Source organism: Enterococcus sp. LJL128, assembly GCF_056924295.1.
The window spans coordinates 108,943-122,981 of record NZ_JBXPBP010000007.1 but is presented as its reverse complement, the minus strand read 5'-3'; the positions used below and the strand labels follow the sequence as shown (position 1 = coordinate 122,981).

Here is a 14,039-nt window from a genome sequence, read left to right as displayed (position 1 = left end):
GAAAATGACAACACTCATCACAGTTTTAGTGGTTCTGGCGTTTCTTGGCGTCGTTTACGGCTTTTACCGGATGCAGGCAAAGCATATGAAATTTTCAACACGTGTTTTTGCAGCGTTAGGTGTAGGAATCGTATTAGGTGCAATTATTCAGGTAGCGTTCGGTACACAAAGTAAAATCACCAGTCAGGCGATGGAATGGATTGGCATTATCGGAAACGGCTATGTAGCATTGCTTCAAATGCTTGTCATGCCGCTAGTATTTGTTTCTATTGTAGGAGCATTTACAAAAATGAAGGAGTCAAACAAGCTTGGAAAAATCAGCTTTAATGTTTTGGCAACTTTACTGGGAACAACAGCAGCTGCTGCACTTATTGGATACGGCAGTACAGTTTTATTTGGATTACAAGGTGCCCAGTTTACGCAAGGAACTGCAGAAACAGCGCGGATAGCTGAGCTGGCAACAAGACAGGAAACCATTGAAAATCTTTCAATTCCTGAGCAGATTTTGTCCTTTATTCCCAGAAACGTTTTTGCAGATTTAGCAGGGACTCGTGCGACAAGTACTATTGGCGTGGTAATCTTTGCTGCTTTCGTAGGAATTGCCTTTCTTGGAGTGAAGCGCAAAGCACCGAAGGAAGCTCAATTCTTTGCAGATTTAATTGATAGTCTATATAAAATTGTTATGAGAATTGTTACACTGGTTTTACGCTTAACGCCGTATGGTGTATTGGCACTCATGACTAGTGTTGTCGCTACAAGTGATTTTGAAGCAATTTTGAATTTGGGCAAGTTTGTACTTGCTTCATATACAGCTCTAATTATTGTCCTGTTACTTCATCTGTTGATTCTTACTGCGATTCGAATCAATCCGTTAAACTATCTGAAAAAGGCATTTCCAGTTTTGAGTTTTGCCTTCACTTCAAGATCTAGTGCGGGTGCACTGCCTTTGAATATCGAAACACAGACAAAGGCTTTAGGCGTGGATGAAACAACAGCGAATTTTGCAGCCAGCTTTGGATTGTCAATTGGACAAAATGGCTGTGCCGGGGTTTATCCGGCAATGCTGGCAACTATTGTGGCGCCCAGCGTAGGGATTGACGTTTTCAGTCTGGAGTTTGTTCTAATGCTGATTGCCGTTGTAACCATTAGTTCATTTGGGGTTGCAGGTGTCGGCGGCGGTGCTACCTTTGCATCTCTAATCGTTTTAGGTGCAATGAATTTACCGGTAGCAATCGTTGGTTTAGTAATTTCAGTTGAACCACTAATTGATATGGCAAGAACAGCAGTTAATGTCAGTGACAGTATGGTAGCCGGCATGGTAGCCAGCTCACGAATTGATCAGCTTGACCGTTCTGTAATTTCAGACGATGAACTAGTAGTCGAAGCTAAATAAAAAAGAACCATGACTGGAGAAAACAGGAATCCAGTCGTGGTTCTTTTTATTTTTTGATAGTAGTTGGCGAGCTGGAGACTCAGTGCCATTCGAGTGTCATGCCAACACCTACTTCACCAATAGGAATTTCCTGATGAATAGCAGCCTTAGCATTGAATGATACGCAATGACAAGGATAGAGCTCAGTAATTTGGTTTTCTTTGAAATAGGCAATCGTTTTATCCAGCTGCTCATTTTCTTCAAATAAATGGAAGCCCCCAATTACACCAACAATTTTTGTTACTCCTGTCGCCAATTTTGCATATTCACAGATATTACAAATGCCGCTATGGGAACAGCCGGTGATGATATAGAGACCGCTGCTGCCTTTATAAACAATGGCAGAATCGTCTATTACGTAGTCTGCCGTGTATTCTTCAGAGCATCTGGTTTCATCTACTTGCTGCCGCGGCTCGAAGTCAACAAGCTGAGGAATTTCTCCTAGGAAAAGGAGATTATCTGAGAGAGGCAGAGGCTCTTTAGCTAACGTGAGCGGGTAGTTTCTTTGCAGATCATCTACAGTCAGTGGTGAACCAATTACCCCTTCTTCAGCTCTTTTTGGAAAAAAGGCTAACGGATGAGCAACGATTTCCGGTTTAGTCTCTGTAAATAATAAGTCAATGTAGCTCAGACCGCCAGTATGATCATTATGACCATGAGAAAGAACCAGTTTTTGAGTTGAAGCTAAATCAACTGCTAGCTTTGCAGCATTTTTATAAAAAATATCGCTGTAGCCAGTATCAAAAAGGATGGCTGTTTCGTTATCTTCTAAAAAAAAGGACAGAGCAGGCTCTCCGTAATAATAGTGGTCAATATAGACGTTGTTGTCGACAAGGACGGTTAATTTCATTGGCTGCCTCCTTTAAAACAAATGTGTATTTTTTTAGCATAACATAAGTTAGAATGTTAAGGGAAGGTTAAAAAGAGAATTTAGGAGGAATTAGTGAGATGTTCTCAGATCAAGTAAAGATTATGTTGTATGTAAATAATGTAGAGGAGTCAAGCAGGTTTTGGCAAAGTATCGGCTTTGTGGAATTAGAAAGGGATGCAGTGGACGGCACGCTGGTAGTAGAAATCGCTCCAAAGAATTCCTCAAGTGCTAAAATCGTTTTATATGAGCTGGCTTTTATTCAAAAGCATTCACCTGAAGTTGCAGGCAACACGCCTTCGTTGATGTTTTTCAGTGAAGGGATTGAGGAGCTGTATAAAGATATGAAGGACAAACATGTAACTGTGGGAGAGCTGGTTCAGCTTCCCGGAGGAGAGCTTGTCTTTAATTTTTCAGATAATGATGGAAATTATTTTGCCGTTTCCGGTCAATAAAGAAATCGCTGCTCCCTTCAGTTAGACTTAAAAATCTAACTGAGGGTTTTTTAATAAGTCACTTCAAGAATAAATTTGGAAAATGTGAGGCTGAAGCCTACCTGCTAGAGAAAGAAAACTATGCAAATTTGGCTTGTTTCTTTAATACTCCAGCTGCTTTTTTGTATCAAGAATGACGCTAAGTATTTCAATGTTCCTCATTTTCTTAAAAACTTCTTGTGTAGAAAGCTACAAGCATAAAGCTGGCGCTTTGGTTTTTTCCTTTTATATACTGATAAGGTATGATTTAGAAAAGGAGAATTATCATGGACTATCAAGTGCTTTTATATTACAAATATGTACAAATTGACAATCCGGAGCAGTTCGCTAAAGAACATCTGGCTTTATGCAAAGAGCTGAACTTAAAAGGCAGGATTCTAGTGGCAGAAGAAGGAATCAATGGGACACTGTCTGGTACAACGAATGAAACGAATCGCTACATGACGGTTATGCTGGCAGATGAACGTTTTAAGGATACGTTTTTTAAGATAAATGAAGCGGAAGAGCATGCATTTAAGAAAATGTTTGTTCGTCCCAGAAAAGAGCTAGTTGCTCTGAATTTGGAGGATGATATCAATCCGTTGCAGCTAACAGGTGATTACCTTGAACCAAAGGAGTTCCGGGAAGCACTAATTGATGAAAATACGATTGTGCTGGATGCACGAAATGATTATGAGTATGATTTGGGACACTTTAGAGGAGCTGTACGTCCAGATATTCGCAATTTTAGAGAGCTGCCGAAGTGGATTCGGGACAACAAAGAACAGCTGATGGATAAAAAAATTGTCACTTATTGTACCGGCGGTATCCGGTGTGAGAAATTTTCCGGCTGGCTGCTTCGCGAAGGCTTTGACGATGTCGCGCAGCTTCATGGAGGAATTGCAAATTATGGGATGAACCCGGAAACCAAGGGGGAATTTTGGGACGGTAAAATGTATGTGTTTGATGAACGCATCAGTGTAGAGATTAATCAAGTGGATAAGCAAATTATCGGAAGAGACTGGTTTGACGGAACCCCTTGTGAACGTTATATTAACTGTGCCAATCCTTACTGCAACAGACAAATTTTAAGCTCAGAAGAAAATGAGGAAAAACATCTTGGCGGCTGTTGTGACGAATGCAGTAAACATCCAGCCAACCGCTATGTAAAAGAACATGGATTCAGTGAAGAACAAGTAGCTGATTTTCTGACTGCTGGAATAAACTAGTTTTATAGGGAGAAAATCAAACGGCTTTTCCGAGCTCTTCTATTAACCAATCAAAGCATTTTTTTGTTTCTCTAAAAAGAAAAACTAGTAGATGAGTATGGAAATGGAAAATCTGCTGTTGAAATAGGTTGATAAAACCAATAACTGAATAAAGTCATAGAACTTGAAATAAACAGCGAAAACTGGTTCGTTTTGTTTCAGGTTTTTTTATTCGAAGTATAGAGCAGGCAGGAGGTTGTGACAAAAGTGTTCAGCTCCGAGAAATAAGAAGAATAATACGAAAATAGCTTCTCATATTTTTGATATTATTCGGCTTATTTCCGAGAAAGCTGCTTTTGGAATACTGTTTATTCGGTTTTAGGATGTCAAAAGTCTGGGATTTTGTTTATGTCCCAGACTCTATTTTATTCTAAAAAAAAACTCGAAAAGCTGGTTTTTCAGTCTAGCTCTTCGAGGTTGATAGGATTATCTGTGCCAGTTTTTTATTATCTTATAAAGTATGCAGAATATCGATATACTTTTGAATCAGCGGATTTTCAGCGGTGAAATCAGCTTTCTTATGGATATCTTTTAAGCTTGCCAGTAATTCTTCAACTGTTTTTTCTCCGGTTAAATCCTTCCAAATAGTTACTTTCGCTTCTCCGTTATTCACAATCTCCACGCCAGAAATAAAACCAAAGCCAGTTAGCAGGATAAAGAAGCGACCAGACTCAGTTCCGTAAATCTCCAGTTCTTTTGACCATAAAAGATAGCCGATAAATGATTTTTCACCAAGGGTAAAAGAGAATACTCTGGTGTCTTTATATGTTAAATTCGAAAATTCATTCATATAAAAGCTGCCCATTTCTGAGCTGATTTTTTCACTAAGCTGTGTATATGTCTCGTTTTTATCGTAATAAGCATGATAGGCGTCAGTTAATGCCTCTGTAATTTGTTGTTCTAATTGCGGATTAATTTGTGTGTTCACAATGAAGCTCCTTTACCGGTAACTCTTTTTTTAGTTACTCTTTTTCTATTATAGCATGGTACTGAAAGGATTAGGGAGATAGAAACCAATGCTTTTTAGATTTAGAGCTGCCTGGAAATTAGATAGTGAAAGGACTACAGAGCTGAAGAAAGTATCCTGCTTCATTATGAGAAAATGATGATGATTTTTCATTAAAGACTCATTTTTGTTATTGACTGACTATGAAAAATCGAGTATAGTTGTAAACAATAACATAGAGTAGTTGCTTTGAAAAGAAGAGTACAAATCAATAGGTTTCTAAGAGAGCTTCGGGTGGTGAAAAGAAGCAGACAGGTTGATTTGGAAGATGGCCTTTGAGCAGATGAACGTGAGTTTGAGGATAAGCGTTCGGCGGGAGTGCCCGATACAGCACAGCAGTATGAACTGGGAGTATTTCTATACAGTTATACTGGTTAAGGCTGTTTCTGTGAAGAGACAGTGAATAAAGGTGGTACCGCGGAGTTTAACTCCCGTCCTTTCGGAAACGAAGGATGGGAGTTTTTTTGTATTCGGTTTTGACTGCTGTAGTTTTTTACCGAAATACTTCGTAAAGGGCGGGTTGAGAAAGCGTGAGCTTGTTTGATAAACCTATCTAAAAAAGTATGAGCAGAGCAAAACAAGAATAAAATGAAAAAATACTGGAGGAATCAATGATGGAATTTGAAACGAAATGTCTACATGCTGGATATCAACCGGGAAATGGCGAACCAAGGGTAGTACCAATAATACAAAGCACGACTTATACGTATGACTCAACAGAAGCAATCGGCAAGCTGTTTGATTTAGAGGAAGCAGGATATTTTTACACCAGAATTGGTAATCCGACAACGAATGCAGCTGAAGAAAAGATTGCTGCCTTGGAAGGAGGCGTGGCTGCATTGTGTACATCTTCTGGGCAGGCTGCTACTTTCTTTGCAATTCTGAATATTTTAGAGTCAGGAGATCACTTGATTTCTTCTTCCTATGTTTATGGCGGCACCTTTAATTTATTCGCTCATACGTTTAGAAAAATGGGGATTGAAGTTACGTTTATTGATCAGAGTGCTCCACTGGAAGAACTTAAAAAGGCAATTCAGCCAAATACCAAAGCAATTTTTGCTGAGACTATCGCTAATCCGGCTATGCATGTACTGGATATTGAAAAGTTTGCAGCGCTTGCTCATAGTGCTGATTTGCCATTCATTATTGATAATACATTTGCTACGCCGTATTTCTGTCGTCCAATAGAGTATGGGGCTGATATCGTTATCCACAGTACAACGAAATATCTTGACGGTCATGCGGTTCAGACGGGTGGGGTTATAGTTGACAGTGGAAAATTTAATTGGAATAATGGGAAATTTCCGCAGTTGAGTGAACCAGATGTAACTTACCACAATCTGGTTTATACCGAAACTTTCGGACCAGCAGCCTATATTACAAAGGCTAGGGTTCAGTTGATGAGAGACCTGGGAGCCACACCATCACCTCAAAATTCCTTTCTATTAAATCTGGGGATGGAAACTTTGGCAGTTAGAATGGACCGGCATTATGGAAATGCATTAGCTGTTGCAAAATTTTTGAAGGAGCAGCCTAGTGTATCCTCTGTTACCTATCCAGGATTAGAAACCGATAAAAATTATGAGCTGGCACAAAAATATGTTCCAAATGGGTTATGCGGCGTCATTTCATTTGAAATTGGGGCAGGAAAAGAAGCTGCGGCTAAGTGGCTGGATGCACTTAAGCTTGTTTCTTTGGAGGTTCATGTGGCTGATATTCGAACCTGTGCGCTTCATCCAGCAACATCAACACACCGTCAGTTATCAGATGAAGAGCTGACGGCTGCCGGCATCTCAGCCGGACTAGTTCGGATTTCCTGCGGCATTGAAAATGTTAATGATATTTTAGCTGATTTAAAACAAGCTTTTGAGCAGTTGGAGGCTTAAGGAATGCCGATTAAACTGATTGAAAATTTTCCAGCTAAGCAAGTATTAGAAACGGAGAATATTTTTGCTATTGATAATGAGCGGGCCACTGCTCAAGATATTCGTCCATTAAAGCTGTTGATTTTAAATCTGATGCCAAACAAAATTGATACAGAAATTCAGCTGCTGCGCTTAATAAGCCAGAGTCCGCTGCAAATTGATGTAGATTTTTTAAAGATTTCTTCCCATGTTCATAAAAATACTAGTATAGATCATTTGGCTAAATTTTACCTTTCTTTTGAGGAAATTAAGAGCAGTACGTACGATGGAATGATTATTACAGGAGCACCTGTAGAAAAGCTGCCTTTTGAAGAGGTGAATTACTGGCAGGAGCTGGTTCAGATTATGGATTGGAGCCAAACAAATGTGACCTCGGTTATTCATATTTGCTGGGGAGCACAGGCAGGTCTATATCATCATTATCAGGTCTCTAAAACCAGCTATGACAGAAAACTTTTTGGCATTTATAGTCAGGAAATGAAGCATAGTCATCGGCTGTTCAGAGGGTTTGACGATTGCTTTAATGCCCCGCAGTCAAGATACACAGGGATTAATGAAGCTCAAATAGACAGCAGCCGCTTAAAAGTTATTGCTGAAAATCAGGATATTGGCGCAACGGTCTTGGTTTCTACTGATGACCATGATATTTTCTTGCTGGGTCATTTTGAATACGATACAAATTCATTGCAGCAGGAGTATCTGCGGGATCAGGAGAAAGGGCTGGATACGGCGCTGCCGCACAATTATTTTACCGATGATTGTGTGGACCAGAGGGTGGTCAATACTTGGCGGGGACATGCACACCTGTTGTATCACAATTGGCTAAATGATGTCTATCAGCTAACTCCTTATAAGCTGGAAGCAATAATCGATGAACAGCTAAAACGTTTGAACAGTCGTAAGAAGAGAGACTAGAGTGGTTTGAAAAGTAGAGAGGCATCCGATTTTTCAGGGCTTATTGTGGAAAACAAGCAAAACCACAATAAGCTCATTTCAGAGTAGTCATTTTTAATACTATTGATTAAAAAATGACGTTTACTTTCGTACGCATACCATTCTGTCAGCAAGTCTTTAGGCAAACAGAACTGGCAATGTGGCGCATAAGCGAAAATTTGTGCCGACGAGACGAGTTCCGTAACTATCTCGGAAATATTCGCCGCTAGGGTTTCAGATACGCTCTAAAATTAGGAAATGATTCTGTTGAGCAGATTCATAAGCGGATGCCGGTCATAACAGAAAAAAATGCTATCGATGCCTGGTTGAGTGATGAAGAATTTGCTGAAGAGTATATAAAGAATAAAATGCCAAAACTGATAAGTAAAGTTGTCTAAATAAAAGTCGATAAAAATGTTTTCGCCAATTAAATTGAATAGATATACAAAATGGACGTGTGAGAACAGTAGAAATACTGGATTCTTATACGTCCATTTTTTGTATGCTCTTATTAAACAAAAACTGGTTCAACGTATACACGCTTTCTGACTGAATCTCATGAACTTTAAGAAGACATGAAAAATCTGATAGTTAATTGTATTTTCTATATGGTAAGATAAATATACAAATAGTGTTTTTCATCTGTATAACAACAAGGGAGTGATTACTTAGTGAGCAATTTGAATGTATCAGGTTCTATTGCTGGAACAGTTTCGTCAAGATTTAGCCAAGCAGCTAGTGCCTTAAATAGTATGTCACAGCCAGGACCAGCTGCTAATAGAACAAATGTCTCCGGTCAGAGCAGCGCACAAAACGTTATAAGCCGGATGAGTGGTGTTGGTGGACAGATTTCAAATGCGTTAACCAGGGATGGAAACAACATTCATTCCGTTGCGAGTGAGTTTGCTGCTATTGACCAGCAGCTAGGTAAAGGATTTAATGGCTTAAGCATTCTTGCGGGACCAGGGAGAAGGTGAGAGAGTGACCATGAATGAAGGTCAAATTAATCGACAGCTTTCTCAGGTTTCGGAGGATCAGGAAGTAAATCGGAAGCAGCGGTGGCAGCTGGAGGAACTGGAAGAGGACTGTCAGCGCTTATCAAGCCAACACCAGGAATATCTTGCTGATGTTCTTCAGTTTAACGAAGAGGAAGAGATACGGCAGTATTTTAGTTTGGAAGAGGATGAAGTAACCGCTGCTCACAAGAAGAATTTCTTTGAACTGGAGGAGCAGAAAGACGCACTTTATAAGGAATCAAAGCAGCTGCTCGTCGCTGAAGAAGAATTACTTCAGGCGAGAAAAGATCAGGTGTTCGAGAATACGAAGGAAAAGGAGAAGGTAGATGGGACTTAGTTTTTTTGTTGGTGAAATTCAGGAACAAACCAATACCGCCGTGACCCTGGCAAACGAATATATTCAGGATGCCGGTCTGTTAAAAGACGCAATGAATGCTTATTTAAATGCACCCTTGTCCGGCAAAACCTATGATTCTGCGAGACGCTATTTTATGGCCGTCTATCCGCCGCTTTCTAATGCCTTAATCCTGGCAGCAGAGTCACTAAGTGAAGCCCACCAAAAATACCCGGCAAGGTTTCAGGAAATCGTCGGTGGCGGGGATATCGAAGAAGACCGGCTGCGTGAACAGATCCAACAAGGACAGAGCTTATTGCGCTCGTATGCAAATGTAATGGATAAGCTGGAGGAACAGAACGTACACCTAGAACGGTGCTATATGAGTGTTCAGGGAAGCATTGCTAAACTAGAAGAACGACTGCAGAAGTTGTATACTTTTGATCGTGTATCTGCCGGTATATTTACTGAAGCAGAGGCAAACATTGAAAACCTGGAGCGAGCGATTGCGGCACTGAATAAAGGTGGAGCATGGAATCCAGCTTCAGGAACCTTTGATGTGACCAGACTAGATATGACCTGGGTAAAACCGATTCAAGAGAAATGGCAAGAGCGGGAGCAGGATTATGGAAAAGAAGCGCAGTTAGAGGTAAGAATAGGTAAAAATGCTTTGGGTGGCACAACATATGAAGTTTACAATAATGGAATTTATGATGAAGATGCCACTGTGGTGTACAATGAACTCTTAAGAATAGAAATGACTGAATTGTTAAGACAACGGATTGCCGAAGATAAGTTTAGTCAAGTTGTTTCTTTCATTGGAACAATGGTCACGTTTAGTGGTGGTATAAAGAAAATTATAAGCGAAGTCGTTGGAGCTGTTGGTGAGCGGTTATTTGTACGATTCAATGATAACTCGTATGGTGTAGTTACGATTTCAGGTGGTGTAGCAATTGAGGGGAATGCAGTATTGTCAGATACGCTTACCTTAAAAGATTTTGTACAGTTTTCAAATAATGGGAAAATAACGAGTAAAACATTTGGAAAACCCATTGAAGTAACAATAAAAAATAAAAAGCTAAAAATTAGAGTTGATGCTGAACCAGATGGCGACAAGATTCAAATACAAGCTGGAGGTGGAAAGAAATCGGACTACGACGAAAGGATAATTGTAGAAGATATTAGTGACCGAGCAAGTATTTATGATCAAATTCCTAAAAATTTACAGCGCAAGTTAAGTAAAGGGAATTTAGAAAATCTGGTTGATTATATTTATCGTGCATGGGTTTGGCTAAAAGCAAAATAGAGAGGTATGAGTATATGCGAGCGTGGATTAAAATAAATCAGTCTGTTATTAATCTGGACTATAGAGAATTAGCTGAAAAGATGTGGTTTAATAGCTACCTTGGTAAAGAATTAGAACTGTCACACGGGGGAAACTCTGAATGGTTGAAAGATAGTTATGTCCTTGATTTAAAATGGGATAAATCACTGAATGATAAGCGATGGATTCAGAAAAAATTTGCCACAGAACACATTTCTTTAAATCCAATAAGAGATAAAAAATATCTATATTTTGAAACAGATCATATTGATATACTGACTGTAGACAAACGAGCTCTATACATTATGGTTCAAGAATTGGCAATAGCTGTCGAAGGTTTGATAAGTGAGGATGGAATGAAGACTTGGTTAACTTTAGAGGAATTTCAGAAAAAACATAAATATTTGCTCACAATCCCTTTTGAAGAAGCAAATGAAATAAGTTTGAAGGAAGCTGAAACAATGGATTGTATTGATGAACCTTGGGATAATGAAGTTATTTATGATTGAATCTAAATAGGCGCTGATTGGTAGTACTCGCCTGTTTGAATGTTGATTTATAATCGGGGTCCCAAGCGCCTGAGGGGAATTTGTATCGATAAGGAATTCTCTTCTATTTCTTTATTTAGGAATCTTTCTCTTTACTGATTTTATTTTGTCTAATATATGAATGTCATATTATAGAAATAGGAGTGGATATTTCCTTTCAAAAAAATGCCTAATGGTCTCTCATTGAATACCAAGGAACTCACCATTGCTTTAGATGGGGAGATACTATGAGCCGTTTAAAAAATATCAAAAGAATAGTGGAAATCAAAAGAGAATGCTGTGTTCAGAACAATGTGAAGTATTTGGAAATTCCTTGGAAAAGAAGATAACAGATGGGACTTAGCTTTTTTTGTTGGTGAAATTAAGGAACAAACCAATGTCACGGTAACCATGGCAAACGATACTTTAAGGAGTGATTCAATGTATAAAAATACCGGCAGTTGTGCATATTGATCAGGAATTCAATTATAAGATAACGTTTTTAGCGAAAAATTTCGAAAGCTTTGTATGCGGCTTAGAAGTGGGCGAGCAGTGAATAAAAACTGAAAATACCCAACTATTTACTGAATGTTTAGATATCCTATGCAAACCAGAAGATGAATAAATAAAATTTGGGAGATCAACGTTATGCATAGTGCGGAGTTACTAATATCGAGCCTCGATATGGCTAAAAGCAAAATGGAGGTGAGAACATGAGGATATATGTTGAAACGAACGGAAAGAAAACGTCTTGGGGATACCGTGAACTAGCTGAAGTCATGTGGTTTAAAGAAAAGAATGGAAAAGAGTTGGAAATATCTCATGTTGGAAACGATGAAACACTGAGAAATAGTTTCTATTTGAGTTTATCTTTAGATAAGTGGTTGAATGATGAACGTTGGGGATTGATTAAATCTCCGATGAAGTTTCAAGATATTGAGTTAGATTATCATAAAGAGAAAAAGATTATTGAAATTGTCTCAAAGCATGTAAAAATACTTACAGTAGATGAACGTGCTATGTATATTCTGACAATAGAACTAGCAAAAGATTTAGGCGGAAGAATAAGTGAAAATGGTTCGGAAAATTGGCAATCAGTAGCAGAATTTGAAAAAAATCATAAAGATATACTGAGCTTAACCTATGATGAAGCTAATGATTTAAGTTTAAAAGAAGCAGTAACAATGGTAGCAGAAGAGGAACCCTGGGAGTATGATGAGGATTTTGAGGACGAGGATGAATAAACATACCTAAATGAAAATTTTGGAGGTCAGCGTTATGTGAAACGTTGATTTGCTGGTGCTCTTTCAATTGATATGGAGTATTTAGATAGTAAAAAAATTGGTGTAAAAGTAGAGGGGAACATTTTGCCAATCTTGAAGACAGAAAAAGAAGCAGCTGTTCAAATCAAAAAACTAAAATAAATTTTTTGGCTGCTGTGTCAAGTTGTGTTGGCAAGGGAAAAACTGAATAAATTGGAAAGCTTGGAGTAAAGATCAGAGATTTACTGGTTTTGTACTGAGCTTCTTTATTAGCAAAAGAGGATTTACCAATCCTGCTGATATTGTTATTTTCATGAGCAGTCGACTTCAATTTAATATTTGAAATGAGTAGCTGCCTATTCAATCAATCACTGCTTGTTTACGATTCGACTAGAATTTTTCAGTTAAGTGGAGCTGGCTCAGTCAGTATTATTACATGTCTGTTATTTCACCGTCTCATTTTTTCGATAGTGTGATTATTTGAACTTTTTATTGCTTGAAGATAGTATTTGTGCCAAACTGAATGAAAGAGGTGATTGCATTGGAAAAGTTATTTATCAGCCCATCTAAATATGTGCAGGGGAAAGGCTGTTTAAAAGACAGTAGTAAATATATAGAAGAATTGGGAAATCGGGTTCTCATACTAACAGATGAGTTCGTCTGGGGAATGATTGGTGAAGGCTATAAGAACTACTTGACTGAAGGCGGATTGTTGGTTGGAACGGCTGTTTTTTCTGGCGAGGTTTCAGAGGAGAATATTCAGGAACTTTTGAAAGGGATAGCAGATAAAGAGATTGAGGTTGTAATTGCACTGGGCGGCGGTAAAGTTATCGATTTGGGAAAGGCTGTGGCGGCAAAACAAAATCTAAAGATGGTTGTATTGCCGACAACAGCTTCTACCGATGCTCCAACGTCTTCAATATCAGTGTTGTATGAAGAGGATGGCCGCTTTAAAGAGTATCAATTCTACCAAAAGAATCCTGACTTAGTTATTGTGGATACGGAAGTCATTGTCAATGCGCCGGCTCGACTGCTGGCAGCTGGGATTGCAGATGGACTCTCAACAGCTGTAGAAGCAAGAGCTGTTAAAAAGAAGCACGGAGAAAATGTTTTAGGGAAAAAACCGACGCTGACAGCGCTGGCAATTGCTGAGAAATGTGAAGAGGTTCTTTTCACCTACGGTTTGCAAGCATATGAAGACAATAAGAACAAGCAAGTAACAGAAGCTTTTGAGGCAGTTGTCGAAGCGAATACGTTGATGAGTGGATTGGGATTCGAGAGCGGCGGACTGGCAGCGGCTCATGCGCTGCATAATGGCTTTTCTGCTATTCACGGCAAAGTCAATCAGCTGATGCATGGAGAAAAGATTGCATATACAATATTAGTTCAATTGGTTCTTGAGAAGCAGCCGGAGGAAGTACTTAAACGCTATCTAGTATTTTTCCAGCAATTGAATCTGCCAACTACTTGTGAGGCACTGGGGCTAGATGTTCAGAATGAAAAAGAGCTTTCAAAAATAGCGGAGCAATCTCTTTCAATCGGAGACAGTTTACGGCAAATGCCATTTACATTGACTAAAGAAGATATTGTACAGGGGATTCGCCAATTGGATGCTTTTGTTCGCAGTTGTTCAGTTTAAAAAAATAAGTCGGGCTTATTGAAAATAGAGGT

The 14,039-nt window shown here is 39.0% G+C and carries 13 protein-coding genes and 1 other annotated feature; of the genes, 11 read left to right on the top strand and 2 right to left on the bottom strand.

Annotated features, from left to right (window positions below):
- Positions 1–4 precede the first annotated feature (4 nt).
- Complete coding sequence (locus AC1Z3K_RS10570; RefSeq protein ID WP_426083452.1) at positions 5–1,393, top strand: L-cystine transporter; 1,389 nt, start codon at positions 5–7, stop codon at positions 1,391–1,393.
- A 79-nt stretch (positions 1,394–1,472) separates the two neighbouring features.
- On the opposite strand, the gene AC1Z3K_RS10565 is transcribed toward AC1Z3K_RS10570, so the two are convergent.
- Complete coding sequence (locus AC1Z3K_RS10565; RefSeq protein WP_461732706.1) at positions 1,473–2,282, bottom strand: MBL fold metallo-hydrolase; 810 nt, start codon at positions 2,280–2,282, stop codon at positions 1,473–1,475.
- Positions 2,283–2,380: 98 nt separating this feature from the next.
- On the opposite strand from AC1Z3K_RS10565, the gene AC1Z3K_RS10560 reads away from it, so the two are divergent.
- The gene (locus AC1Z3K_RS10560; RefSeq protein WP_426083456.1) at positions 2,381–2,755 is read left to right on the top strand and encodes a VOC family protein; all 375 of its coding nucleotides are present in this window, start codon (positions 2,381–2,383) and stop codon (positions 2,753–2,755) included.
- A 305-nt stretch (positions 2,756–3,060) separates the two neighbouring features.
- Positions 3,061–4,002 (top strand): oxygen-dependent tRNA uridine(34) hydroxylase TrhO, encoded by a 942-nt coding sequence (trhO, locus tag AC1Z3K_RS10555; RefSeq protein ID WP_461732705.1) that lies wholly within the window; start codon positions 3,061–3,063, stop codon positions 4,000–4,002.
- A 490-nt stretch (positions 4,003–4,492) separates the two neighbouring features.
- Here trhO and AC1Z3K_RS10550 read toward each other — a convergent pair whose 3' ends face one another.
- Positions 4,493–4,969 carry a hypothetical protein gene (locus tag AC1Z3K_RS10550; protein ID WP_461732704.1) on the bottom strand — a complete coding sequence of 159 codons (477 nt, stop codon included), beginning with the start codon at positions 4,967–4,969 and terminating at the stop codon, positions 4,493–4,495.
- Positions 4,970–5,227: 258 nt separating this feature from the next.
- Positions 5,228–5,489 (top strand) — a binding site (T-box leader).
- Positions 5,490–5,661: 172 nt separating this feature from the next.
- Here AC1Z3K_RS10550 and AC1Z3K_RS10545 point away from each other — a divergent pair.
- The 8 genes from AC1Z3K_RS10545 to AC1Z3K_RS10510 all read left to right on the top strand — a co-directional run bounded on the left by AC1Z3K_RS10545 (position 5,662) and on the right by AC1Z3K_RS10510 (position 14,007).
- Positions 5,662–6,933, top strand: coding sequence for an O-acetylhomoserine aminocarboxypropyltransferase/cysteine synthase family protein (locus AC1Z3K_RS10545; RefSeq protein ID WP_461732728.1), 1,272 nt, complete (start codon positions 5,662–5,664; stop codon positions 6,931–6,933).
- Between the two features lie 3 nt (positions 6,934–6,936).
- Positions 6,937–7,887 carry a homoserine O-succinyltransferase gene (locus AC1Z3K_RS10540; protein WP_461732703.1) on the top strand — a complete coding sequence of 317 codons (951 nt, stop codon included), beginning with the start codon at positions 6,937–6,939 and terminating at the stop codon, positions 7,885–7,887.
- A 689-nt stretch (positions 7,888–8,576) separates the two neighbouring features.
- Entirely contained in the window at positions 8,577–8,882 is a 306-nt protein-coding gene (locus AC1Z3K_RS10535; RefSeq protein ID WP_426083465.1) for a TIGR04197 family type VII secretion effector, read from the top strand.
- Positions 8,883–8,886: 4 nt separating this feature from the next.
- Entirely contained in the window at positions 8,887–9,258 is a 372-nt protein-coding gene (locus AC1Z3K_RS10530) for a hypothetical protein (protein ID WP_461732702.1), read from the top strand.
- Positions 9,248–10,561, top strand: a complete 1,314-nt coding sequence (locus AC1Z3K_RS10525; protein ID WP_461732701.1) for a T7SS effector LXG polymorphic toxin — start codon at positions 9,248–9,250, stop codon at positions 10,559–10,561. The genes AC1Z3K_RS10530 and AC1Z3K_RS10525 overlap by 11 nt, the downstream gene beginning before the upstream one ends.
- Complete coding sequence (locus tag AC1Z3K_RS10520) at positions 10,543–11,088, top strand: hypothetical protein (protein ID WP_461732700.1); 546 nt, start codon at positions 10,543–10,545, stop codon at positions 11,086–11,088. The genes AC1Z3K_RS10525 and AC1Z3K_RS10520 overlap by 19 nt, the downstream gene beginning before the upstream one ends.
- 731 nt (positions 11,089–11,819) lie before the next feature.
- A complete protein-coding gene (locus tag AC1Z3K_RS10515; protein ID WP_461732699.1) occupies positions 11,820–12,350 on the top strand; it encodes a hypothetical protein in 531 nt (176 codons plus the stop codon).
- A gap of 559 nt (positions 12,351–12,909) precedes the next feature.
- A complete protein-coding gene (locus AC1Z3K_RS10510) occupies positions 12,910–14,007 on the top strand; it encodes a glycerol dehydrogenase (protein WP_461732698.1) in 1,098 nt (365 codons plus the stop codon).
- Positions 14,008–14,039 lie beyond the last annotated feature (32 nt).